The organism is Streptomyces sp. NPDC005722, assembly GCF_040630935.1.
GTDB lineage: Bacteria > Actinomycetota > Actinomycetes > Streptomycetales > Streptomycetaceae > Actinacidiphila.
Map to the genome: position 1 here is coordinate 43,558 of NZ_JBEXYN010000027.1, position 20,394 is coordinate 63,951.

General features: G+C 73.9%; 21 protein-coding genes. 10 read left to right on the forward strand and 11 right to left on the reverse strand.

Features of this window, described 5'->3' with window-relative positions; genetic code table 11:
- Positions 1–59 precede the first annotated feature (59 nt).
- Complete coding sequence (locus ABZ479_RS27120) at positions 60–1,076, forward strand: LacI family DNA-binding transcriptional regulator (RefSeq protein WP_500463975.1); 1,017 nt, start codon at positions 60–62, stop codon at positions 1,074–1,076.
- Here ABZ479_RS27120 and ABZ479_RS27125 read toward each other — a convergent pair.
- The 3 genes from ABZ479_RS27125 to ABZ479_RS27135 form a co-directional block, all read right to left on the reverse strand.
- Positions 1,070–1,480, reverse strand: coding sequence for a hypothetical protein (locus tag ABZ479_RS27125; protein ID WP_500463976.1), 411 nt, complete (start codon positions 1,478–1,480; stop codon positions 1,070–1,072). The two genes, ABZ479_RS27120 and ABZ479_RS27125, sit on opposite strands and share 7 nt — an antisense overlap.
- A gap of 9 nt (positions 1,481–1,489) precedes the next feature.
- Positions 1,490–1,669, reverse strand: coding sequence for a hypothetical protein (locus ABZ479_RS27130; protein WP_499601024.1), 180 nt, complete (start codon positions 1,667–1,669; stop codon positions 1,490–1,492).
- 164 nt (positions 1,670–1,833) lie between these two features.
- Positions 1,834–2,595, reverse strand: coding sequence for a hypothetical protein (locus ABZ479_RS27135; RefSeq protein WP_500463977.1), 762 nt, complete (start codon positions 2,593–2,595; stop codon positions 1,834–1,836).
- A gap of 401 nt (positions 2,596–2,996) precedes the next feature.
- Here ABZ479_RS27135 and ABZ479_RS27140 point away from each other — a divergent pair, with 401 nt between their 5' ends.
- From ABZ479_RS27140 to ABZ479_RS27155, 4 genes are all read left to right on the forward strand, one after another.
- Positions 2,997–3,569 (forward strand): TetR/AcrR family transcriptional regulator, encoded by a 573-nt coding sequence (locus ABZ479_RS27140; RefSeq protein ID WP_500463978.1) that lies wholly within the window; start codon positions 2,997–2,999, stop codon positions 3,567–3,569.
- A 47-nt stretch (positions 3,570–3,616) separates the two neighbouring features.
- Positions 3,617–4,795, forward strand: coding sequence for a GDSL-type esterase/lipase family protein (locus ABZ479_RS27145; protein ID WP_500463979.1), 1,179 nt, complete (start codon positions 3,617–3,619; stop codon positions 4,793–4,795).
- Between the two features lie 300 nt (positions 4,796–5,095).
- Positions 5,096–6,298, forward strand: coding sequence for a cytochrome P450 (locus tag ABZ479_RS27150; RefSeq protein ID WP_500463980.1), 1,203 nt, complete (start codon positions 5,096–5,098; stop codon positions 6,296–6,298).
- A gap of 49 nt (positions 6,299–6,347) precedes the next feature.
- The gene (locus ABZ479_RS27155) at positions 6,348–6,770 is read left to right on the forward strand and encodes an ester cyclase (RefSeq protein WP_500463981.1); all 423 of its coding nucleotides are present in this window, start codon (positions 6,348–6,350) and stop codon (positions 6,768–6,770) included.
- Between the two features lie 23 nt (positions 6,771–6,793).
- Here ABZ479_RS27155 and ABZ479_RS27160 read toward each other — a convergent pair whose 3' ends face one another.
- Positions 6,794–8,083: an MFS transporter gene (locus ABZ479_RS27160; RefSeq protein ID WP_500463982.1), complete on the reverse strand. Its 1,290-nt coding sequence runs from the start codon at positions 8,081–8,083 to the stop codon at positions 6,794–6,796.
- Positions 8,084–8,166: 83 nt separating this feature from the next.
- Here ABZ479_RS27160 and ABZ479_RS27165 point away from each other — a divergent pair, with 83 nt between their 5' ends.
- Positions 8,167–8,514 carry an ArsR/SmtB family transcription factor gene (locus tag ABZ479_RS27165; RefSeq protein ID WP_500463983.1) on the forward strand — a complete coding sequence of 116 codons (348 nt, stop codon included), beginning with the start codon at positions 8,167–8,169 and terminating at the stop codon, positions 8,512–8,514.
- 10 nt (positions 8,515–8,524) lie between these two features.
- On the opposite strand, the gene ABZ479_RS27170 is transcribed toward ABZ479_RS27165, so the two are convergent.
- From ABZ479_RS27170 to ABZ479_RS27180, 3 genes are all read right to left on the reverse strand, one after another.
- Positions 8,525–10,423 (reverse strand): FHA domain-containing protein, encoded by a 1,899-nt coding sequence (locus ABZ479_RS27170; RefSeq protein ID WP_500463984.1) that lies wholly within the window; start codon positions 10,421–10,423, stop codon positions 8,525–8,527.
- Positions 10,424–10,581: 158 nt separating this feature from the next.
- Complete coding sequence (locus ABZ479_RS27175; RefSeq protein WP_500463985.1) at positions 10,582–11,376, reverse strand: S1 RNA-binding domain-containing protein; 795 nt, start codon at positions 11,374–11,376, stop codon at positions 10,582–10,584.
- 31 nt (positions 11,377–11,407) lie between these two features.
- Entirely contained in the window at positions 11,408–12,259 is an 852-nt protein-coding gene (locus ABZ479_RS27180; RefSeq protein ID WP_500464043.1) for an EamA family transporter, read from the reverse strand.
- A gap of 172 nt (positions 12,260–12,431) precedes the next feature.
- Between ABZ479_RS27180 and ABZ479_RS27185 the strand changes: the two genes are divergently transcribed.
- Both ABZ479_RS27185 and ABZ479_RS27190 read left to right on the forward strand, forming a co-directional pair.
- Positions 12,432–13,313 carry a LysR family transcriptional regulator gene (locus tag ABZ479_RS27185; RefSeq protein WP_500463986.1) on the forward strand — a complete coding sequence of 294 codons (882 nt, stop codon included), beginning with the start codon at positions 12,432–12,434 and terminating at the stop codon, positions 13,311–13,313.
- 278 nt (positions 13,314–13,591) lie between these two features.
- A complete protein-coding gene (locus ABZ479_RS27190; protein WP_500463987.1) occupies positions 13,592–13,798 on the forward strand; it encodes a hypothetical protein in 207 nt (68 codons plus the stop codon).
- A gap of 15 nt (positions 13,799–13,813) precedes the next feature.
- Here ABZ479_RS27190 and ABZ479_RS27195 read toward each other — a convergent pair whose 3' ends face one another.
- Positions 13,814–14,839 (reverse strand): hypothetical protein, encoded by a 1,026-nt coding sequence (locus ABZ479_RS27195; protein WP_500463988.1) that lies wholly within the window; start codon positions 14,837–14,839, stop codon positions 13,814–13,816.
- 113 nt (positions 14,840–14,952) lie between these two features.
- Between ABZ479_RS27195 and ABZ479_RS27200 the strand changes: the two genes are divergently transcribed.
- Positions 14,953–15,591 (forward strand): TetR/AcrR family transcriptional regulator, encoded by a 639-nt coding sequence (locus ABZ479_RS27200; protein ID WP_500463989.1) that lies wholly within the window; start codon positions 14,953–14,955, stop codon positions 15,589–15,591.
- 3 nt (positions 15,592–15,594) lie between these two features.
- On the opposite strand, the gene ABZ479_RS27205 is transcribed toward ABZ479_RS27200, so the two are convergent.
- Both ABZ479_RS27205 and ABZ479_RS27210 read right to left on the reverse strand, forming a co-directional pair.
- Positions 15,595–16,116 (reverse strand): GNAT family N-acetyltransferase, encoded by a 522-nt coding sequence (locus tag ABZ479_RS27205; RefSeq protein WP_500463990.1) that lies wholly within the window; start codon positions 16,114–16,116, stop codon positions 15,595–15,597.
- Positions 16,117–16,158: 42 nt separating this feature from the next.
- Positions 16,159–17,085 (reverse strand): alpha/beta fold hydrolase, encoded by a 927-nt coding sequence (locus tag ABZ479_RS27210; RefSeq protein ID WP_500463991.1) that lies wholly within the window; start codon positions 17,083–17,085, stop codon positions 16,159–16,161.
- Positions 17,086–17,151: 66 nt separating this feature from the next.
- Between ABZ479_RS27210 and ABZ479_RS27215 the strand changes: the two genes are divergently transcribed.
- Positions 17,152–18,372, forward strand: coding sequence for a threonine synthase (locus ABZ479_RS27215; protein WP_500463992.1), 1,221 nt, complete (start codon positions 17,152–17,154; stop codon positions 18,370–18,372).
- Positions 18,373–18,450: 78 nt separating this feature from the next.
- On the opposite strand, the gene ABZ479_RS27220 is transcribed toward ABZ479_RS27215, so the two are convergent.
- Complete coding sequence (locus tag ABZ479_RS27220) at positions 18,451–20,391, reverse strand: glycoside hydrolase family 127 protein (protein WP_500463993.1); 1,941 nt, start codon at positions 20,389–20,391, stop codon at positions 18,451–18,453.
- Between the last annotated feature and the right edge of the window lie 3 nt (positions 20,392–20,394).

Below are 20,394 nucleotides of genomic sequence, written 5' to 3' on the forward strand. Positions count from 1 at the left end.
CCGGTGCCGGTGGGCCGCGCGCGGCCCTCCGGCACCGGCCCAATCCGGAAGGGAGCGCCGTGGGCGTCAGCCTCAAGGACGTCGCGCAGCGCGCGGGAGTGTCCATCAAGACCGTCTCGAACGTCGTGAACGGCCACCCGCACGTCACACCCGCGATGCGCGCGCGGGTCCAGCAGGCGATCGACGAACTGGGCTACCGGCCCAACCTCACCGCCCGGCACCTGCGCAAGGGCCGCACCGGCATCATCGCGCTGGCACTGCCGGAACTCGGCAACCCGTACTTCGCCGAGCTGGCCGGCGCCGTCATCGACGCCGCCGCACGCCACGACTTCACGGTGCTGCTCGACCACACCGCCGGCGAACGGCGCAAGGAGATCCTGGTGACGCAGGGTTTCCGCACCCATGTGATCGACGGGCTGATCCTCTCGCCGATCGAGCTGGAGACGCCGGACCTGCTGGCCCGCACCGACGACTCGCCCCTGGTGCTCCTCGGGGAGCGCGAGTACGACGCCCCGTACGACCACATCGTGATCGACAACGTGGCCGCCGCGCGCAGCGCGGTGCGGCACCTGGCGGGAACCGGACGGCGGCGGATCGCCTTCATCGGCGCCCGCAGCGAGGTCGCCCGGCAGCCCGCGCACCTGAGACTGCGCGGCTGGCGCGAGGAACTGGCCGCCTCCGGGCTGCCGCACGGCGACGACCTGGTCGCCACGGCCTCCGGGTACGGGCGGGCCGACGGCGCCCAGGCGATGGCCGACCTGCTGGACCGCGGGGCCCTGCCGGACGCGGTCTTCGCCTACAACGACCTCCAGGCCATCGGCGCCCTGCGGGTGCTGACCTCCCGGGGCCTGCGCGTACCGGAGGACGTGGCGCTGGTCGGCTTCGACGACATCGAGGAGGGGCGCTTCTGCGCCATCACCCTGACCACGATCTCCCCCGACAAGAAGGCGATCGCCCGCCAGGCCGTCGACTGCCTCGTGCAGCGCCTGACCGGGGCGCCGGACGCCCCGCCGCGCCGGGTGCGGCCCGGCTTCGACCTGGTCGTCCGCGAGTCCACCCTGGGCCGCGGTCACTGACCGGCCGGGGTCCGCGCGGTCCGCTCCCACCAGCGGTCCGCGCGGGCCCGGGCCAGTTCGGTGTCGTACTGCCGCGCGTCGAAGTGGAGTTCCGGCGGCGGCCGGGTGAACGGCCCCTGCCAGTCGGCCCACTCCACGACGCCGCCGCTGCGACGCACATGGACCGAGAGAGGGCCGCAACAACCGCCGGTGCACGCGGGTTCGCCGCACTCGACACGGCGGCCCTCCATGGTCGCGGCTAGTGGGCCGGGGCGGTCCGGCGGCAGCGCCCACGCCGCCAACGGGCCGCGTCCGCCGGGTCCGAGCAGGTCGTGGACGAGGTCGTCACCGTCCACCAGCAATTGCAGCCGGGCGCCGTACCGCCGGTCCGGCGGCAACACCCTCATCCCTAGCCGGTTGAACATGCGGCCAGGCTAGAGCGTGCCGCCCATCCGGCTGACGAGTTCGTTGAGGGTGATGCCGTGCGGCGCGAGGAACGCCGCGATCCTGCGGTCCTCGACCGGGTCGGGCAGCACCCGTTCGGCCTCGTCGGCGACCTCGGCGAAGCCCGCCTTGCGCAGCATCTCGACGAAGTGGTCCCTGGTGTACTCCACGCTCACCACCGAACTCCGTTCAGAGGGTGTCGGGGCCGACGCGCCAGCCCACGCCCTTTTCGACAATCTACGTCCGCCCGCGGCGGCCCGCCCTTCCGGGGCCGCCACCGGTCGACATGCCCCGGTGGCGGCCCGGGCTTCCGGCCGACGTACGATCGCAGCCCTCAGCCGACGCGGCGGGCCCGTACGCCGTCGGCCTCGAAGTCGTAGACGTAGCGGTTGACCCGCAGGCCGTCGACCGCGCCGACCCAGTTGTAGTCGCGGCCCTTGCCGACGGCGATGCTGTAGACGGTCGCCTGCGGAAGGGCGTTCCGCAGCGTCGTGAGGTTGCACGGGCTGGACTGGGTGCACAGGGGGGCGAGTTCGTTGCCCGAGAGGAACCACTCACCGGACACGGTGGTGGCGTCGAGGAACGCGCTCCACTGATTCACCGGGGCGACGGCGGGCGGGACCCACACCATCGTGGAGTAGGTGTCGCCGGCGGTGAGCCGCGGGTTGATCTCGATCCTGATGTTCGGCAAGTTGCGGGTGCCGCCGTAGCCGACGTTCTCTCCGGTCTGGAAGACGTGGAACCCGAGCCTGGTCAGGTCCCGTACGCGGCTGCCGTAGAAGTCGAGCTCGTTGCCGAAGTCGACCTTCTCGCTCGGAGGAGCGAGCGAGGTGGAGTCGTCGGCCACCTCGATGCCGAGGCTGCCGTTGCCGTAGGGCGGCCTGGAGGGCGCGCCCGTGACGCCGAACGAGCCGAACGGGCCGTCCCGGAGGACGGCGACAGGAGAGCCGATGGTGTTCCGGGTGATGACACCCCAGTGGTCGGAGTTTATGGAGTCCCCGGAGTGGCCGTCCGCGACGGCGAACCCCGACCCCGTCAGGGCCGAGGTGACGATCGTGGCCAGCGCGACGGCGACGAGCGTCCTTCCCCGGCTCAAGCCCATACGAACCTTCACAACCCATTCCTTCCGGTTGGCCGAAGGGTCAGATGTGCCGCCCCGGCCGGTTCCCGGCGCGGCGCACGGCACTGCGGCACGACACGGCGACGGTCGCGTCGTGACCCTTCGCGTTTCAGCAGAACGTGGTGCGTGCTTGTGGTTCGTGCGTGGGGGTGGGTACGAGGTCAGGGCCCGTGCAACGGGAGCCGCGCTAGGGGCGGTCGGCCTCGGGGCCGCGGCCCCGAAACGCACAAGAAGACCGTTACACGTGGTCACGCGACGCGCACTCTGGGTGAGCCGTTCGTCAGGCTGCGCCCCGCGTCAACGATTTTGACCACTAGGCGTTTGCCTAATGGCTTTAGGTATGTGCATAATTCCCTACGGAAGAAGGGAGGCCCGCCGTGCCACGCGTAGGACTCACCGCCGAACGCCTGACCAGGGCCGGGGCGGAACTCGCCGACGAGGTCGGCTTCGCCCAGGTCACCGTCTCGGCGCTCGCCGAACGCTTCGGCGTCAAGGTCGCCAGTCTGTACTCGCACGTCAGGAACTCGCAGGACCTGAAGACCCGGATCGCCCTGCTGGCCCTGGAGGAACTCGCCGACCGGGCCGCCGAGGCCCTGGCCGGACGCGCGGGCAAGGACGCGCTGGTGGCCTTCGCGAACGTGTACCGCGCCTACGCCCGCGAGCACCCGGGCCGCTACGCGGCCGCCCAGCTGAGGCTCGACCCGGAGACGGCGGCCGCGAGCGCCGGCGTCCGCCACGCCCAGATGACGCGGGCCATCCTGCGCGGCTACGACCTGCCCGAGCCGGACCAGACGCACGCCGTCCGTCTCCTCGGCAGCGTCTTCCACGGCTACGTCAGCCTCGAACTGGCAGGGGGCTTCGACCACACGCCGGTCGCCGCCGAGGAGTCGTGGGCGTGGGCGCTGGACTCGCTCGACGCCCTGCTGCGCGAGCGGCCGGCGGCGTCCTGACGGCGCGCCCCGTCCCCGGAACCACCCGCACGAACAGGTATCGGACCATGAACACGCACACAAACCTGATCACCACTCCCGTCACCGAGGAGCTGCTGCGCGGCGCCCTCGACGTGGAGCGCACCCGCCACGGGCTGCTCCCGCACCGCCTGCCCGCCGCGGCGCGCCGGCAGATCCCGGACGAGCAACTGGCCACCGCGGAGGCGCAGCCCTCCGGCGTCCGGCTGGCCTTCCGCACCCGGGCCACCACCGTCGAACTGGACACGCTGCCCACCAAGCGCGCCTACCGGGGCTTCCCGCCACCGCCGGACGGCGTGTACGACCTGCTGGCCGACGGCCGTCTCGCCGCCCAGGCCACCGTGGCCGGCGGCAACGTCCGCGAGGTCACCGACATGGTCAGCCAGACGTCCGAGCTGCACGAGGGACCGCACGGCACCGCCCGGTTCGGCGAACTTCCCCCGGGCGACAAGGACATCGAGATCTGGCTGCCCCACAACGAGATCACCGAGCTGATCGCCCTGCGCACCGACGCACCCGTCGAGCCGCCGGCACCGCAGGACCGCAAGGTCTGGCTGCACCACGGCAGTTCCATCAGCCACGGCTCCAACGCCGCGCACCCGTCGGCCGTATGGCCCGCCCTGGCCGCCGCCGCGGGCGGCGTGGACCTGGTCAACCTCGGTTTCAGCGGCAGCGCGCTGCTGGATCCGTTCACCGCCCGGGCGATCCGCGACACCCCGGCCGACCTGATCAGCCTCAAGATCGGCATCAACATCGTCAACACCGACGCGATGCGCCTGCGGGCCTTCACCCCGGCGGTCCACGGCTTCCTCGACATCGTCCGCGAGGGGCACCCGACGGCGCCGCTGCTGGTCGTCTCCCCCATCCTCTGTCCGGTCCAGGAGGACACCCCGGGCCCGCTGGCGCCGGACTTCGACGGCGGCAGGCTGCGGTTCCGGGCCACCGGCGACCCGGCGGAACGCGCCGCGGGACGCCTGACCCTCAACGTCATCCGCGACGAGCTGGCCCGGATCGTCGCCCTCCGGGCGGCCGACGACCCCCATCTGCACCACCTCGACGGCCGCGAGCTGTACGGCACGGCCGACTACGCCGAACTGCCGCTGCCCGACGAGGTCCACCCCGACCCCGCCGGTCACCGGCGCATCGGCGAGAACTTCGCCCGTCTGGTGTTCGCCGACGGCGGCGCCTTCGCACCGGGCGGCCGCTGACGGCGTCGCCCGCCCCGTGCCATCGACGCCTCGCATCACGGGATGCGGTCCATCGATTTGCCGCACCTTGCTGCGCGATCCACCCTGGGCAGCGCAAGCCCCGGTCCGCCCCGCCGGAGCCCGGCGGGCCGCACGGCACGCCGCGCGGAACACGGCGAACACCGGAAAGGTGGAGGCGTGCGCACGGGCCCCGTGCGGGGACGCGGCGTGAACGGCCTTCGGGCCGCCCACGCCGGCCGCCGCCGGCACTCCGGCGGGCTCCCGGGCGGCGACGGCGCCATGCCGGAGGAAGGACTCCCCATGCACAAGCCCCCCGAGCGGTTCCGGCTCGACCCGGCCGGCCACCGTCTGCACGAGGACACCGCACGCCTGCTGGCGGCGGGCCCGGCCACCCCCGTCGAACTGCCCGGGGGCGTCGCCGCCTGGTCGGTGACCCGGCACGACGTGCTGCGGCGGCTGACCGCCGACCACCGGGTGTCCCGCGACGCCCGGCAGCACTGGCCCGCACTCGGCGACGTGCCCGAGGACTGGCCGCTGGCGCCCTTCCTCGCCTCACCGACCGTGCTCAACGCCTACGGTTCCGACCACCGCAGGCTGCGCGCCGTCATGGAGCGCGCGTTCACCCCCGGACGGACGGCCGTGCTGGGGGCGAACCTGCGGCACAGGACGGCCGGCTACCTGGACGCGCTCGGGACGCCCGGGTCCGGGGACACCGTCGACATCCGCGCCCGGTACGCCCGGGTCGTCGCGAGCGAGACGCTGTGCGACCTGTTCGGCGTACCCGAGGACCGCTGGGAACGGGCCGTACGGGCGATGGGCGCCCTGCTGGAGCCGCCTCCCGATCCCGTGGCCGCGGCCGCCGCGACGGACGAGGCCATGGCCTTCTGGGCCGCGCTGCTCGCCGAGAAGACGCGCACGCCCGGCGACGACATGGCGACGACCCTGGCCCAGGCCCCGGACATGTCCGACGAGGAACGGCTCCTGGCCCTCGCCGTCACCGTCGCCGGAGGCCTCCCCTCGGCCACGGACCTCATCACCAACGCGGTCATCGGCCTGTTGCGCCACCCGGAGCAGCTGAGGGACGTCCTCACCGGCGCCGTGCCGTGGCCGGCGGTCGTCGAGGAGACCCTGCGTGCCGACTCCCCGGTGCAGCACATGCCGCTGCGGTACGCCGTGGAGGACATCGACCTCGGCGAGGGAGTGCTGATCCGCCGCGGCGAGGCGATCGTCATGGGCTTCGGCGCCGGCGGCCGCGACCCGCGCAGGCACCCGGAGGACGCGGACGCCTACGACGTCCACCGGCGCGACAAGGACCACCTCGCCTTCGGCCACGGCGTGCACCGCTGCGTCGGCGAACCCCTCGGACGACTGGAGGCCGCAGCCGCCCTCCCCGCCCTGTTCGAGCGCTTCCCGGGCCTGCGCCCCGCGGTGCCGCTGGAGGAGCTGAGGCCCCTGCCGACCTTCGTCTTCAACGGGAGGACGGAGCTGCCGGTCCGCCTGTAGACCCGAGCGGCTCTCCCGGCCGCGGCCGGGAGGAGGAGAGGTGGGACCCGTGGCGCACAGGAGTTCCGTGGAGATCGTCGAGGCGTTCCGGGAGGAGGTCTGGAACGGCCACGACGCCGACCGGATCGACGACTTCGTGACCGAGGACTTCGTCCTCACCCAGCCCGGCGGTTCGGTCGAGGGCCGGGAGGACTTCAAGGCGTGGTTCACCGCCTTCCTGGGCCAGGTCGACGACCTGCGGATCGAGGTCGTCGAGACCTTCCAGAACGAGGACGGGAGCCGGGTGGCGTCGCGCTGGATCGTGCACGGCAGGAACAACGGCCTCCTGGGCACCGAGCCCGACGGACGGCCGGTCTCCTTCTCCGGTACGGCCGTCTGGGCGGTGCGCGAGGACGGCAGGCTGCGGCACAACTGGGTGGAACGCTCGACCTGGGAGCTGTACCAGCGGCTCACGGGCGCCTCGGAGCACTGAGACGCCCGCTCGTCGTACCGCCGTCAGCTGTGTCTCGGCGGTGCCTGGCCGGCCGCGGCCGCCACGGCGGGCCGGCCGGCGCCGGACACGGGCTCGGGCGCGGACGGCGCCACGACCGCGGGCCTGCGCACGACGGCCCCCGAGACGGCCGCCAGCAGGGCGAGCACGACCACAGCGGCGCCGTACACCGTCGCCGTGTCGTGCAGGCCGAAGGAGGGCACGGCGAGCCCGGCCAGCACGGCGGGGACGCTCAGGGCGAGGTAGCTCACGACGTAGACGGACGCGAACAGTTCCGCCCGCTCCGTGGGCCGGGCCAGTGCCGCCAGGGAGCGGAAGGCGCCGAGGAAGGCGGCCCCGAAGCCGAAGCCGGCGATCCCGGTCCCGGCGAAGAACAGTGCCGTCGAGAGTCCGGCGAGCGCCAGCAGGGTGAGCCCGGTGCCCACGGCGAGCACCGCCGAGCCGCCGGCCATCATCCGCCGCGGCGTGACGTCCCGGACGACCAGCGAGGCGACGGCCGCCACCCCGAAGAGGGTGGTCACGACCAGGCCGCCGACCAGGTGGCTGCCGAGGTGCAGCACCCCGGCGGTCAGGGAGGGGCCGAGGGCGAGGTACAGCCCGCCCATCGCCCAGGTGGCGACGAGGCAGGGGGTCGCCGCCAGGAAGGTCCGGCGGGCCTGCGCGGGCACCGCCGCCCTGGGCCGCAGCGAGGCCCAGGCCCCCGGGCGCGGCGAGACGGGATCGGGCAGGAACAGCACGAGCGCCGCCAGCACCACGAACACCGCGGCCAGCACGGCGAAGACCAGGTGGGTGGGGGCCGGTGCGTACTGCACCAGCAGGCCCGCGCCGAGCGCGCCGGCGGCGAGTCCGGTGGCCGGGGCCGCGGTGTTCAGCAGGGAGCCGAGGGGCGAGGTGGGCGACGGCTGCAGGTCGATGAGCCCGGCGCTGATGGCGCCGGCCGCCGCGCCCGTCGCCACGCCCTGGAGGATGCGGGCCAGGAACAGCGCGCCGACGCCGTCCGCGGCGAGGAAGACGACCATGGCCGCCGCCTCCACGACCAGCGCCGCGAGGAGCACCGGGCGCCGGCCGACGTGGTCGGAGAGTCCTCCGACGGTCAGCAGCGCCACCAGCAGCGCGAGCACGTAGACCGCGAAGACCATGGTGAGCACGGTCGACGAGAAGCCCCATTGGTGCTGGTAGACCACGTAGAGCGGGGACGGCGCGCTGGATGCGGCCAGGAAGGCGAGCAGGGTCGCGGCGAGCGACCAGAAGCCGGCCGGACGTGGCATCCGCCGCGCGGGGCGCTGGGTGGGCATGGCGGTACTCCGAATGGTTCCAAAAATATCGAACCATGCGAGGGTAAGCGCACACCCGGCGATTGTTCAACTATTATCGAACCATGACTGGAGCCCCGCGGGAGCTGCCGCACCCCGACACCGTGGACCTGGTGCTGACCGACGTGCTCTTCGCGCTGAGCGACCCCTCGCGGCTGGACCTCGTGCGCCGCCTGGCCGACCGGCCCCTGGAGGGTTCGGCCTGCCAGCCCGTCAAGGGCGAGATCCCCAAGTCCACCCTCTCCCACCACCTCAAGACGCTCCGCGAGGCCGGGGTCATCCGCAACGACCCGCACGGCCGGCAGCGACTGGTCAGCCTGCGCCGCGAGGACCTGGAGAGCCGCTTCCCCGGGCTGATCGGCGCCGTCCTCGACGAGCCGGGCGCCGCACCACCCGGCCCGGTCGACTTCTGACGGGGGCCGCTCAGCCGGCCACCGGCGACGGGCGCGAGGCCGCCCCCGCGTTCCCCGCGTCCCGGTAGAAGATGTCGATGTCGACCTCCTCGCCGCCGACGGTGACGGTGTCCCACGGGCCGCTGTCCCGCAGGGCGCGCAGCGTCTCGCTCCCGAGCCCCTCCAACCGCTCCCGCAGGACGGCGTCGTCGGGCATCCCGGGGATGCGCGGGGCCAGCCGTTCCCGGATGGCGCGGAGCTGCTCCATCAGCGCGTCGACGTCCGCCTCCCGGTCCGGCTCGCCCGCGGCGGACTCCTCGATGCTCCGCGCGATCTTGTCCTTGATCGCCTGGCCCACGCCGTTCTCGTCGGTGGTGATCATCGCGTTCCAGGCGCGGCTCTTGTGCCGGTACTGCAGCATCGACATCGCCGCTTCGTGGCGTACGAAGTCCGCGTCGCGCAGCGCCCTGCCGCGCCAGGTGCCGCTGAGCGTGCGGGCGAGCGAGATCGCCGAGGCGAGACCGCTGTTCAGGCCCCGGCCGGGCCAGAAGTGGATGGCGTTTGCGGCGTCCCCGAGCAGGAACCCGTACGTCCCCGGGCCGGCCGCGGTCGCCGGGTGCAGGCGGGCCGTGAAGCGGGGGCGCTGCACCATGTCCAGCCGGAAGGCGGTGATCGCGCTCAGGTCCTCCTCGTCGACGTCGAAGAGCGTCAGCCCCTCCTTGACGCGCTGCCAGAGCGCCGACCCCCTGATCAGGGCGGGCAGGAAGAACGTGCTGTGGGTGGAGCAGTGGAAGTCCCCGTGGCCGTCGCGGCTCATCACGCAGGGGCGGGAGGCGATGCACTGCTCGAAGACCTGCCGCACGGGGTCGATCCCGACGACCTCCCGCGCCTCGGCGTCGGTCAACCGCATGTTCAGGAAGCCCTCGCCGCGCAGGGAGTTGAGGAGGAACCGGTTCTGCGCGACGGTCAGCAGCACGGTCGTGGGGTCGGGGAGTTTGGACCGCACGCGCAGGCCCAGCACCACGTCCTGGAGGTGCTCGCCGTCGAGCGAGTAGATGGAGGTGTCGGCGGTCCCGAACCGTGCGGCGAAGTGCTCGCGCGTACGCGACCGGCCGCCCTCGCAGATCGCCAGCACGTGGTCCCCGGCGACCGTCTCCTGCTGCTCGGCCGCGTCGAACCGGGCGGGGACCAGGCGGATGCGGTCGCGCTTGGCGTTCGCCAGGTCCAGCAGCGTGTCCTCGACGTAGGCGATGCGTATGTTGCGCGGGTTGAAACCGCGGATCGAGTCCGGGCCCGCGGGCCACATCTCGGTGTACGTGCCCTCCGCGAAGAGCCGGTCCTGCACCTCCTGGGGGAGGTTGAGGTACTGCCGGCTCTGCACCGTCACGACCTGCTGCCGGCGGACGTTGCCCTGGCCCTCGTCCTTCCAGACGACGCGGTCCCCCTCCTGGGTCCAGCGGCCGTCGTAGACGGTGAGGGAGACCCGCCGGCCCATCAGGTTCTCCAGCAGGAGGGCGAACGCCAGCCCCACCGGACCGCCGCCCGCCACGGTCACCTTCAGCACCGGCCCGGGCTCCTCCGGCTCCGCCGGCGGCATCAGCGCCTCCAGCAGCGAGAGGTCGAGGATGGTCTCCATCGCGTCGGCGGCCTCGAAGCCGAAGGTCTCGTCCCCGATGACGATCTCGTCGCCGGGCTGCAGCACGTGCGAGGTCACGTGCTCCCCGTTGACCCGCGTCCCGTTGCTGCTCCCCCGGTCGTAGAGCACGAAGCCGTGCCCCTCGCGGCGCACCTCCGCGTGCAGGCGGGAGACGCTGACGCTGGCGATCACCACCGTGTTCCCGGCCTTGCGCCCGAACGTGACGGGCTTGTCGCCGATCCCGAACCTCTCCCCTGCCAGCGAGCCTCGACGACCGACTATCTCAGGAGGCATTGGTCCCTCATCTCCACGTGTCAACGAACCCCGGGGTACGCACGCACAGTCCCTGGCTGCCCACCCCGCCCACCGCGGGAAACACCCCCGGGGCAAGACGACGCGGAACCACCCTCCGCCGGGTCGCCGGCTACGACCGGACGGCCCGGCCGGCTCCGTCATCCGTCGGATTGACGCACCGCGGGAACCCGCCGCCGGGAGAGCGAGAGCCTGCGCCCCGCACGGTCGACACCGGTCACGACGACGGTGATCCGTTCGCCGGTCCTGACGGCGTCCTCCGGCGCGTCCACCGGCGGGTCGGCGAGCTCCCGGAGGTGCACCAGGCCCCCGACCCCGTCAGCGACCTCGACGAAGGCGCCGAACGGGACCAGCTTGGTGACCCGCCCGCGCAACGTCCGACCCACGCCCGTCCGTTCGGCGAACTCCGCGAAGGGGTCCGGCCCGGTCGCCCGCAGGGACAGCCGCGCCTCGCCGCGCGTCGTGTCGAAGTGGATGAACTCACAGGTGACGCGCTCCCCGACCCGGACGACCTCCATGGGGTCCTCGAAGTGGCGCCAGGAGAGCTCGGGATGGGTGATGAACCCCACGCCGGGGAAGACCGGGTGGTCCGGCCCCTCGTCGAGCGCCACGAACACCCCGAACCGCTCGATCGACGCGATCGTGCCGGTCATCCACGCGCCCGGGCGCAGTGACGCGAGGAACGACCACAACTCGGGGTGCAGGGTGGCCGCCGTCGACAGGCGGACCTCTGCCCCGTCCACGTCGACGGACGTCACCCGAGCGGTGATCCGCTGCCCGGGCTCGATCACCGGAGTCCGGATCCAGGACAGGTCCAGCGGGCCCACCGTCCCCAGCGGACGCGCGGGAAAACCGTCCAGGGTCACCGTCACCCCGCGGCGCGTGACCTCCGCCGCCGTCCCGCCGCAGAGGTCACCCACGCGGATCCCGTTCAAGAACTCCCTGCATGCCCGGTCGTCGGACGGTTCACCCATGCGGGACAGTCTCGCCGCCCGACGCAGCGGCAGGCGAGCCCCTGCGCGCGACCGTTCCGACCGCGACCGCGTTCGCGGCGACGATCACGAACGTGGCCGCCCACGCGGCCGCGTCGAGGTGCTGGTCGAGGACGACCAGGCCGACGAGCGCGGCGAAGACCGGGTTCACGCTCATGAAGACGCCGAAGAAGTGCGGCGGCACCCGGCGGAGCGTCAGCAGGTCGGACAGGAACGGTACGGCGGAGGAGAGGATCCCGGCGGTCACGGCGCAGACCAGGGCGCTGGGGGTGGGGGGATGCCACCACAGAGCCAGCGCGCCGGCGGGCACGTACGCCGCGCCGGAGACGGCGGCGGCCGCGGCCGGGCCCTGCAGTCCCGGGAGGCGTCCGCCGACGACGCGGTTGAGGGCGATGTAGCAGGCCCAGCACGCCGCGGCGACCAGCGCGAGGCCGATGCCCGGGTAGTCGGTGGAGGGTTCGGGGCGGGTCAGGACGACCACCGCCGCGGCGACGGCCAGCGCGCAGAGCACGTCGGTGCGGCGGCGGGAGCCGATCAGGGCCACGGACAGCGGCCCCAGGAACTCCAGCGTGACGGCGAGGCCCAGGCCGATGCGGTCGACGGCGGTGTAGAGGGAGAGGTTCATCGCCGCGAAGACCACCGCCAGGGCCAGGACCGGCCGCCACTGCGCGGCGGTGAAGGACCGCATCCGGGGCCGTCCCGCCCCGTACAGCACCGCCGCGGCCACCCACTGGCGGACCGCCACCACGCCCAACGGCCCGATCACCGGGAACGCCAGGGCGGCGACGGACGCACCGACCTGGTTGGACAGCCCGCTGCCCAGCATCAGCGCCACCCCGCCGAGGCGTCCCGCACGCCGGCCGGGCGTCCCGGCCCGCGCCGTTCCGGCCGCGTCCGCCGCGAGGTCGCCGGAGGTCTCCGTCGTCATGCGGGCCACTGTCCCGCCCCGGGCGGCCCTACGCGAAATGCATGTGCCGCACCATCGATACGCTGGACGCATGGACGAGCATCGTGGCGGAGCCGCCGGGCTCGAGCTGCGGCACCTGCGCTGCCTGGTCGCGATCGTCGACGCGGGAAGCTTCACGGACGCCGCCATCGACCTCGGGATCTCCCAGGCGGCGGTGTCCCGGAACCTGCTGGCCCTGGAGCGCGTGCTCGGCACGCGGCTGCTGCACCGCACCAGCCGTACGGTCGCGCCCACCACCGCGGGCGTGCAGGTCCTCGCCCGCGCCCGGGTCCTGCTGGCCGGCGCCGACGAGCTGGTCAGGGAGGCCGCCACCGGTCACACCCGCCTGCGCGTCGGCCACGCCTGGTCCGCCTTCGGCCGCCGCACCACGGAGTTCCAGCGCGTCTGGCGCGACCGGCACCCGGACGTCGAACTCCAGCTGATCCGGCACAACACCCCCACCGCGGGGCTCGCCGAGGGTCTGTGCGACCTCGCGGTCGTCCGCGCCCCGGTCGACCTGGACCGCTGGTCGCACGCCCTGGCCGGCCACGAACCCCGCTGCGTGGCCCTCGCCGCGGACGACCCCTGGGCGCGGCGCCGCAGCGTCCGGCTGGCCGAGATCGCCGGCCGCACACTGGTCGTCGACCGGCGCACCGGCACGACCAGCCCGCAGTTGTGGCCGGAGGGCGGAAGGCCGGCCGTCGAGTACACCCACGACATCGACGACTGGCTCGCCGCGATCGCCACCGGGCGCCGCGTCGGCGTCACACCGGAGTCCACCTCCGCGCAGTACCGCCGCGACGGCATCGTGTACCGCCCGCTGCGCGACGCCGCCCCGGTGCCCGTGCGGCTCATCTGGCGCCGGCACGACCCGCACCCCGCCACGCACGCGGCCGTCGCGCTGGCCCTGGAGCTCTACGGCGCTGCCGGCTGACGCCACCGCGGCGCCCCCAAGACCTCTGGCCAGGGGTCCCGTGGCGTCATCCGTTCGGAGCAGCGGGGCGGCGGTGCCGCGGCCCTCGTCGCGGGGTCGCGACGACGGCGTGACCAGGAGCGCGACGGGCGGGGGGCGTTCACTCGATTTGCGTTCGACGCGGCCGGAGGGACGATATCGGACGGAGCCCGTTTCATCCGGTCCGGCCGGCGGACCAGCGTCCACCGGCCGTTGTCCGCGCCCCCGCCGGCGCGACGACCGCACGGAAGGGAGCAGCCGTGTTGATATCCGCCGTCCTCGTCCCGCTCATCATGCTCGCCGCCGTCCTGGCGCCCAACTGGTACCAGGCGTGGAAGGCGTACAGCGAATCGGTCCGGCTGCCCGTGCCCGCCCCGGATCCCTCCGACTCCGAGGTGCCCGCCGGCCGCCGGGCCCGGTGGTCGTCGGAGCTCTCGCGGCTGCGGAACCGCCGGCCGCAGGACTGAGCGGCACGCGCCGCCTCAGTGCCCGCGGTGGTACTCGGCGACGGCGGTGAAGGCCTCCTTGGGCTCCCACGGCATCCCCGGGTACGTGGTCCCCGTGCGGTCCTCGAGGACCTTGACGAGGCCGTAGCTCGCCAGGTCCAGGTCCTCGCGGGGATCGCCGCCGGGGCGGTGCGGGTGGTCGCGGAGCGCGAAGGTGAACACGAAGGTGGTGTCGACCCCGCCGGCGTCGAACGCCTCCAGCAACTCACGCAGGTACGCCGCCTGGCCCGCCTCGTCGCGGGCGTGGACGCCGTTCAGCCGCAGGGGCGCGCGGGTCCGCGGGTCGTACTCGACGACCTCCAGCCCGCGCGCGCCGGCGTCACCGGCGCCCTCGTAGGTCGCCGCGCCGAACTCGGTGACGGCGACCGGCTTCCCCTGGGCGACGACGTCGCGGACGCCGTCGGCGAAGCGGTCGGCGATCGCGGCCGACCGGTAGAGGTCCAGGGACACGAAGTCGAACGGGGCCCAGTCGACGCGCTCCAACGGCACGGCGGCGTAGGTGACCTTGCCGGCGAAGCGCTCCCGGACCAGGGCCACGGCCTTGCCGAGGAAGGCACCCACCCGCTCGCCGGCCAAGGCGATGTGCTCGCGCGCACGGTCCGGTCGGGCCAGCAGGGCCACCCGTTCCCCGGTGCTGTCGCCGGGCAGGAACCCCTTGTTCATCAGGCTGAGTTCGGCGCCGGTCACGAACACGACCTCGGCGCCCCGGCGCCGGAGCCGTTCCGCGCGCTCGGCGCAGTCGGCGAACAGCGACAGCATCTCGTCCTCGGTCAGTTCGAGCGGGTACGGCGAGAACCAGACCTCGAGCCCGAGTTCCGCGGCGTACCCCGCGGTGAGTTCCATCCGGTCCGGATCACCGCCCATGACGCGGACCGCGTCGCAGTGCAGTTCGTCGCGGATGACGCGCAGGTCGCGCCTCACCACGTCCGGGTCGAAGCCCTTGTGCCCGATCTGTCCGCCGAAGACGAACCCGGTGTCATAACTGATGCCCTTGGCGCGCATGCGTCGCCCTCCCACCTCAGGGATTTACGGTACGGCTCGTACCTTAGTTGTCGCACTGCCGGGCCGGCAACGAGAATGGGAAGGTACGTGCCGTACCGATGAGGGGAGAGGCCGTGCCAACGGACCCCACGGGCCAGACACGCCGGCGCGGAGCGGCGCTGGAGGAGGCGATCCTCGCCGCCGCCGTGGACGAGCTCACGGAGTCCGGGTACGCCGGGCTGACGATGGACAGGGTCGCCGCCCGGGCCGGGACCAACAAGAACGCGCTCTACCGCCGCTGGCCCCACCGACTCGCCCTGGGGATCGCCGCCTACCGGCGCATGACGACGTCCGTCCCCCTCCCCGACACGGGCGATCTGCGCGAGGACGTACTGGAGTTGCTGCGCGGGGCGAACCGCCACTGGAGTTCGCCGCTCGGCGCGGTCCTGCGGGAACTGCTCGCCGCGGCCGGCGGCACCGCGGAACTCCTGGGGCAGTTGCAGGACCAGTCCGGCGACGCCGTCGCCGCCCCGTGGCTGACCGTCCTGGGCCGCGCGGTCGCCCGGGGCGAGGCCTCGCCCGAGGCGCTCCACCCCAGGGTCGCCACCGTGGCGGTCGTCCTGCTGCGCAACGAGTTCGTCGTGCGCGGAGTGCCCACGGCGCCGGACGACGTCCTCGTCGAGATCGTCGACGAGGTGTACCTGCCCCTGGTACGCCGGCGCGCCCCCGCCCCCGCCCCCGCCCCCGCCCCCGCCCCCGCCCCGGACCGCTGACGCTCAGGCGCGCGGGGCGGCGTCCGGCGTCGTGGCGGCCCATGTGACGGCGAAGTACCTGAGGCGTTCGTCCTGTCCCGTCGGCCGCATGCCGGCGGCCGTCATGACGTGGTGGGACGCGGTGTTGTCCAGGTCGGCGCCGCCCTTCACCCGGGTGACGCCACGCGCCCGCGCGAACAGCAGCAGTCCGCGCAGGGCTTCGGAGGCGTAACCGCTGCCGCGAGCCGACGGGACGAGGCCGTAGCCGATGGCGACGTCGCCGTGCTCGTCCGGGGGGCCGTGGAAGCCGATGCCGCCGATCGCGCGGCCGTCGTCACGGAGCCGGATCTCGTAGTTGCCGAACGGGCGGGGATCGCCGGCGCCCGCGCAGGTGTCCAGCAGGCGCCTGGCGGCGAACACGTCCCCTTCGGCCGGGTACCCGGGTGCCCAGCGGGCGTCGTCGCCCGGCTCGCCCGCCAGCAGTCGCCCGGCCTCGTCGGCGGTCATCGGATGCAGCACCAGCCGCGCAGTCACAAGATCGTCCATGACACGCAGGGATACCAGGGGGGACGCCCGGCCCGCACCGGGTTATCCGGGTGGCAGCGGGCCGGGCCGTGGCCCGGGCTCGTCGAGGAAGCCGGCCACGACACGGTTGAACAGGGCGGGGTTCTCCCGGAACATCAGGTGGCTGCCGCCCTCGGCCGCCGAGAAGACGCGTGCCCGCGCGCCCGGGATGAGGGAGGCGACCCACTCGGTCGTGCCGGGCGGGAAGAAGCTCAGCTCGCCCCCGATGACGAGGGTGGGGACGTCGATCCGCGGCAGGACGTCCCGCCAGTCGCCGCCCCAGTGGTCCAGGTGCAGTGTGGCGGCGTGTCGGGGCGGGAGGAGGCGGTTCTGCGCCACGAGCCACTCCACCTCCGCGTCCGGCAGGGACGGGCCGTGCAGCATGCCGACGATGGTGCGGGAGGTCGCGGCGGCGCTTTCGGGCGTGCCGCGCAGCCCGGTGACGATGTCCCGGGACATCTCCGGGGTGAACACCGCCGAGGGATGCCCCTCGTCCCCGCCGCCGAGGGCCGAGGAGATCACGGGCGGCTGGTCAACGAGGACGAGGCGGGCGATCCGCTCGCCACCGAAGAGGTCCCAGTAGGACCACACGACCGGGCAGCCCATGGAGTGGGCGAGCAGACTCACGTCCCGCAGGGCCAGGGCCTCCAGGAGGTTGTGGAGGTCCATCGCCAGCCGGGCGATCCGGTAGCCGTGGCCGGGCCTCCCGGACCGGCCGTGCCCGCGGTGGTCCGGCGCGACCACACGGCGGCGGCCGCTGCTCAGGCCGTCGATCTGCGGGCCGAACTCGGCGGCGCTCTGCGCGAATCCGGGAACGAGGACTAGCGGTTCCCCGGCGCCCGCCTCCGTGTAGCGCAGGCGCACTCCGTCGTTGGTGACCACCTCGCCCTCGCGGCGTTCCGCGGGCGGGGGGCCGGCCGTCACGTCGTCCAGGGTTCGTTCGCCACCCATGGCAATCGTGCGCCGCCCCTGCGACGCCTTTCCATGCTAGGCCCCCGGCGAGGTATGAAGGGAATCATGACCTTGCCATTCAGTGCGCTGACGCATCTGGAGTGCGCGCGGTGCGACCGCCGCCACGACGCCGACCTGGTGCAGAACCTGTGTGCCTGCGGATCGCCGCTGCTCGCCCGCTACGACCTGGACCGGGTCCGGGACGCGCTCACGCCTACGGACCTGGCGGACCGCCCGCAGACCCTGTGGCGCTACCACGAACTCCTGCCCGTACGGGATCCGGCACACGTCGTCACCCTGGGCGAGGGCATGACGCCGCTGGTGCCCCTGCCGCGGTACGGCGCCGCGATCGGCGTGCCGGGGCTGGTGATGAAGGACGAGGGGCTGATACCCACCGGCAGTTTCAAGGCGCGGGGCGCGGCCGTCGGCGTGGCCAGGGCGCTCGAACTGGGGGCGCGCGGGATCGCCATGCCCACCAACGGCAACGCGGGGGCGGCGTGGGCGACGTACGCCGCGCGGGCGGGCCTGGACGCGCTCATCGCGATGCCGGCGGACGCGCCGTCGATCACCCGGGCCGAGTGCGCCGCCGCCGGGGCCGCGCTGTACCTGGTGAACGGCCTGATCGGAGACGCGGGCCGGCTGGTGGCGGAGAAGATCGCCGCCGAGCCCGGCGTCTGGATGGACGCGGCGACGCTGAAGGAGCCGTACCGCATCGAGGGCAAGAAGACGATGGGCCTGGAGATCGCCGAGCAGCTCGGCTGGCGGGCCCCGGACGTCATCGTCTACCCCACCGGCGGCGGCGTCGGTCTCATCGGCATCCACAAGGCGCTGCTCGAACTGCGCGCCCTGGGGTGGCTGCGGGGGCCGATGCCCCGGCTGGTGAGCGTGCAGGCGTCCGGCTGCGCCCCCATCGTGCGCGCCTTCGAGAAGGGCGAGCGCACCAGTGAGCCGTGGCAGGACGCGCGCACGGTCGCGTTCGGCATCACCGTGCCCAAGGCGCTGGGCGACTTCCTCGTCCTGGACGCGCTGTACGAGACGGACGGCCGGGCCGTCGCCGTCGACGACGAGGAACTGCTCGCCGACCGCGACCGGTGCGCGGCCGCCGACGGGGCGCTGCTGTGCCCGGAGGGCGCGGCGACGCTGTCGGCCGTACGGGTCCTGCGCGAGCAGGGCTGGCTGTCCGGGGACGAGGAGGTCGTGGTGCTGAACACCGGGGCGGCGGCCAAGTACCCGGAGACGTTCCGGGTCGACCCGCCGCTCCTGGAGCTGACCGACCGCATCCCCTGAGCCCGCGCCGCCGCCGGGCGCCCGGCCCGGCGGCGTACGGCGGCGACCGCCCCCGGACGAGGCACCCGTGACGGTGCGTCAGTCCTCTGCCGCCGGGCCCCGCTCCCCGGCGGCGGTGGGCATCCAGACGCGCATGGTGGAGGGGCCGCGGCTCGCCCAGGTGAGGTACGGCACCAGCGTCAGCTCGGTGCGCTCGCCGTCCGGGGCCGGGGGCGGCTCGTACGCGTAGGGCCACCATCCGGCCGGGCGGGCGCCGTTCAGTCCGCCGGCGACGACCACCCGGTCGCCCTCCCCGTCGCGCGGTGGCACGGAGGGGTCCACGGTGACCGCGCCGACGTCGTGGCCGCCGGGCAGGTCCGGGGATTCGACGCAGTAGACCACCGGGCCGCGCTCCACGGCGACGGCGCCGCGGATCGCGTCCACCCGCGGGTCGGGGTGCACCCACCGTGGGGCGACGGGGAGTTCGAGCCGGACCTCGTCACCGGGGCGGAGCGCGCCGGGGACGACGGCCGTGCCGGGGCGTACGGGCAGGCGCTCCCCGCCGGGCGTGACGAGCACCGCCCGCCCCGCCCAGCCGGGGACGCGCAGGGACAGGGCCCAGGGGCCGGTGGGCGCCTCGTCGACGGTGACGGTGACGGTGCCGTCCGCCGGGTAGCCGGTCCGCACGCGCAGTGCGAGGCGTTCCCCGCCGGCGGTGCGGGTGGCGATGTCGGCGTCGGCGTACTGGTGCAGCTGCAGCCCGTCGGCGTCGGCGGTGGCGACGTAGCCGGCGAGGGCGGCCAGGGTGCGCGCCACGTTCGGCAGGCAGCAGGAGACGGCGAACCAGGGGGCGCGCAGGCCCGACGCGGAGCGCGGCCGGTCGCTGTCGTGCGGGGGGACGGTCGCGCGGACGCGCTGGTGGAGGGTGTTGGCGTAGAAGAAGGCGCGGCCGTCGTCCGCGGGCGAGGTGGCGATGACGTTGTAGAGCGTGCGCTCGGCGAGGTCGGCGTAGCGGGGGTCGCCGGTCGCCAGCAGGAGGCGCCAGCTGAGCATGAGCGACGCGACGGAGGCGCAGGTCTCGGAGTAGGCGCGGTCCGGGGGCAGGACGAAGTCCTCGCCGAACCCCTCGTCGCTGTGGTGGGAGCCCATCCCGCCGGTGAGGTAGGTACGGCGGGCCGTGGCGTGCTCCCACTGCCGGACGACGGCGGCGAGCAGCTCGTCGTCACCGGTCTCGACGGCCACGTCGACGGCTCCGGACGCCAGGTACAGGGCCCTCACGGCGTGCCCGCGCAGGGTGTGCGCCTGCCGCACCGGGACGTCGTCCTGGAAGTACTCGGAGGCGAACTCGCCCCCGGCGAGGCTGCCGTGGCCACGGCGGTCGAGGAAGAGGGCGGCCTGGTCGAGGTAGCGGCGGTCGCCGGTGGCGCGGTGGAGTTCGGCCAGCGCGGTCTCGACCTCGGCGTGCCCGCACAGGCCGGGGCTCGCGCCCCCGGGCCCGAACACGTGGCAGATGTGGTCGGCGGCGCGGATCGCCGCCTTGGCGAGCGCGCCGTCGCCGCGGGTGCGCAACTGGGCCACCCCGGCCTGGATGAGGTGGCCCGCGCAGTAGAGCTCGTGGCCCCATTCGAGGTCGCTGTAGCGGGGCGGGCGACCGGGGTGGCCGAAGGCGGTGTTGAGGTAGCCGTCGGCCTCCTGGGCGGCGACAACGGTGTCGGTGAGTTCGTCGACGGCGGCGTCGAGGGCGCCGCCCGGGGTGCGGGCCGCCTCCCACACCATCGCCTCGAGCAGCTTGTAGACCTCGGAGTCGGAGAACTCCCGTCCCCGGCGGCGTTCGCCGAGGGGGCCGCCGGCGGCGGCGATCCGGAAGTTGTCGATCCAGCCGACGCGTTCCATCCACTGCCGGCAGTGGTCGAGGGTGGCGGAGGCGTTGACCTGCTGGCGTCGGGCCCAGAAGCCGCCGGTGATGCGGACTTCGCCGAGGCCGAGAGGACGTCGGCTGCCGCGGGTGGGCAGCACGGGAGCCGGGATCGGCTGTGTCATGGT

Excerpts from the sequence above, each read along its gene's own strand:
- ABZ479_RS27205 (WP_500463990.1), bottom strand. The coding sequence starts at position 16,116 with ATGGACGATCTTGTGACTGCGCGGCTGGTGCTGCATCCGATGACCGCC.
- ABZ479_RS27145 (WP_500463979.1), top strand. The coding sequence starts at position 3,617 with ATGAACACGCACACAAACCTGATCACCACTCCCGTCACCGAGGAGCTG.
- ABZ479_RS27160 (WP_500463982.1), bottom strand. The coding sequence starts at position 8,083 with ATGCCCACCCAGCGCCCCGCGCGGCGGATGCCACGTCCGGCCGGCTTC.
- ABZ479_RS27220 (WP_500463993.1), bottom strand. The coding sequence starts at position 20,391 with ATGACACAGCCGATCCCGGCTCCCGTGCTGCCCACCCGCGGCAGCCGA.
- ABZ479_RS27150 (WP_500463980.1), top strand. The coding sequence starts at position 5,096 with ATGCACAAGCCCCCCGAGCGGTTCCGGCTCGACCCGGCCGGCCACCGT.
- ABZ479_RS27185 (WP_500463986.1), top strand. The coding sequence starts at position 12,432 with ATGGACGAGCATCGTGGCGGAGCCGCCGGGCTCGAGCTGCGGCACCTG.
- ABZ479_RS27195 (WP_500463988.1), bottom strand. The coding sequence starts at position 14,839 with ATGCGCGCCAAGGGCATCAGTTATGACACCGGGTTCGTCTTCGGCGGA.
- ABZ479_RS27125 (WP_500463976.1), bottom strand. The coding sequence starts at position 1,480 with ATGTTCAACCGGCTAGGGATGAGGGTGTTGCCGCCGGACCGGCGGTAC.
- ABZ479_RS27180 (WP_500464043.1), bottom strand. The coding sequence starts at position 12,259 with ATGCTGGGCAGCGGGCTGTCCAACCAGGTCGGTGCGTCCGTCGCCGCC.
- ABZ479_RS27165 (WP_500463983.1), top strand. The coding sequence starts at position 8,167 with ATGACTGGAGCCCCGCGGGAGCTGCCGCACCCCGACACCGTGGACCTG.
- ABZ479_RS27210 (WP_500463991.1), bottom strand. The coding sequence starts at position 17,085 with ATGGGTGGCGAACGAACCCTGGACGACGTGACGGCCGGCCCCCCGCCC.
- ABZ479_RS27170 (WP_500463984.1), bottom strand. The coding sequence starts at position 10,423 with ATGCCTCCTGAGATAGTCGGTCGTCGAGGCTCGCTGGCAGGGGAGAGG.
- ABZ479_RS27215 (WP_500463992.1), top strand. The coding sequence starts at position 17,152 with ATGACCTTGCCATTCAGTGCGCTGACGCATCTGGAGTGCGCGCGGTGC.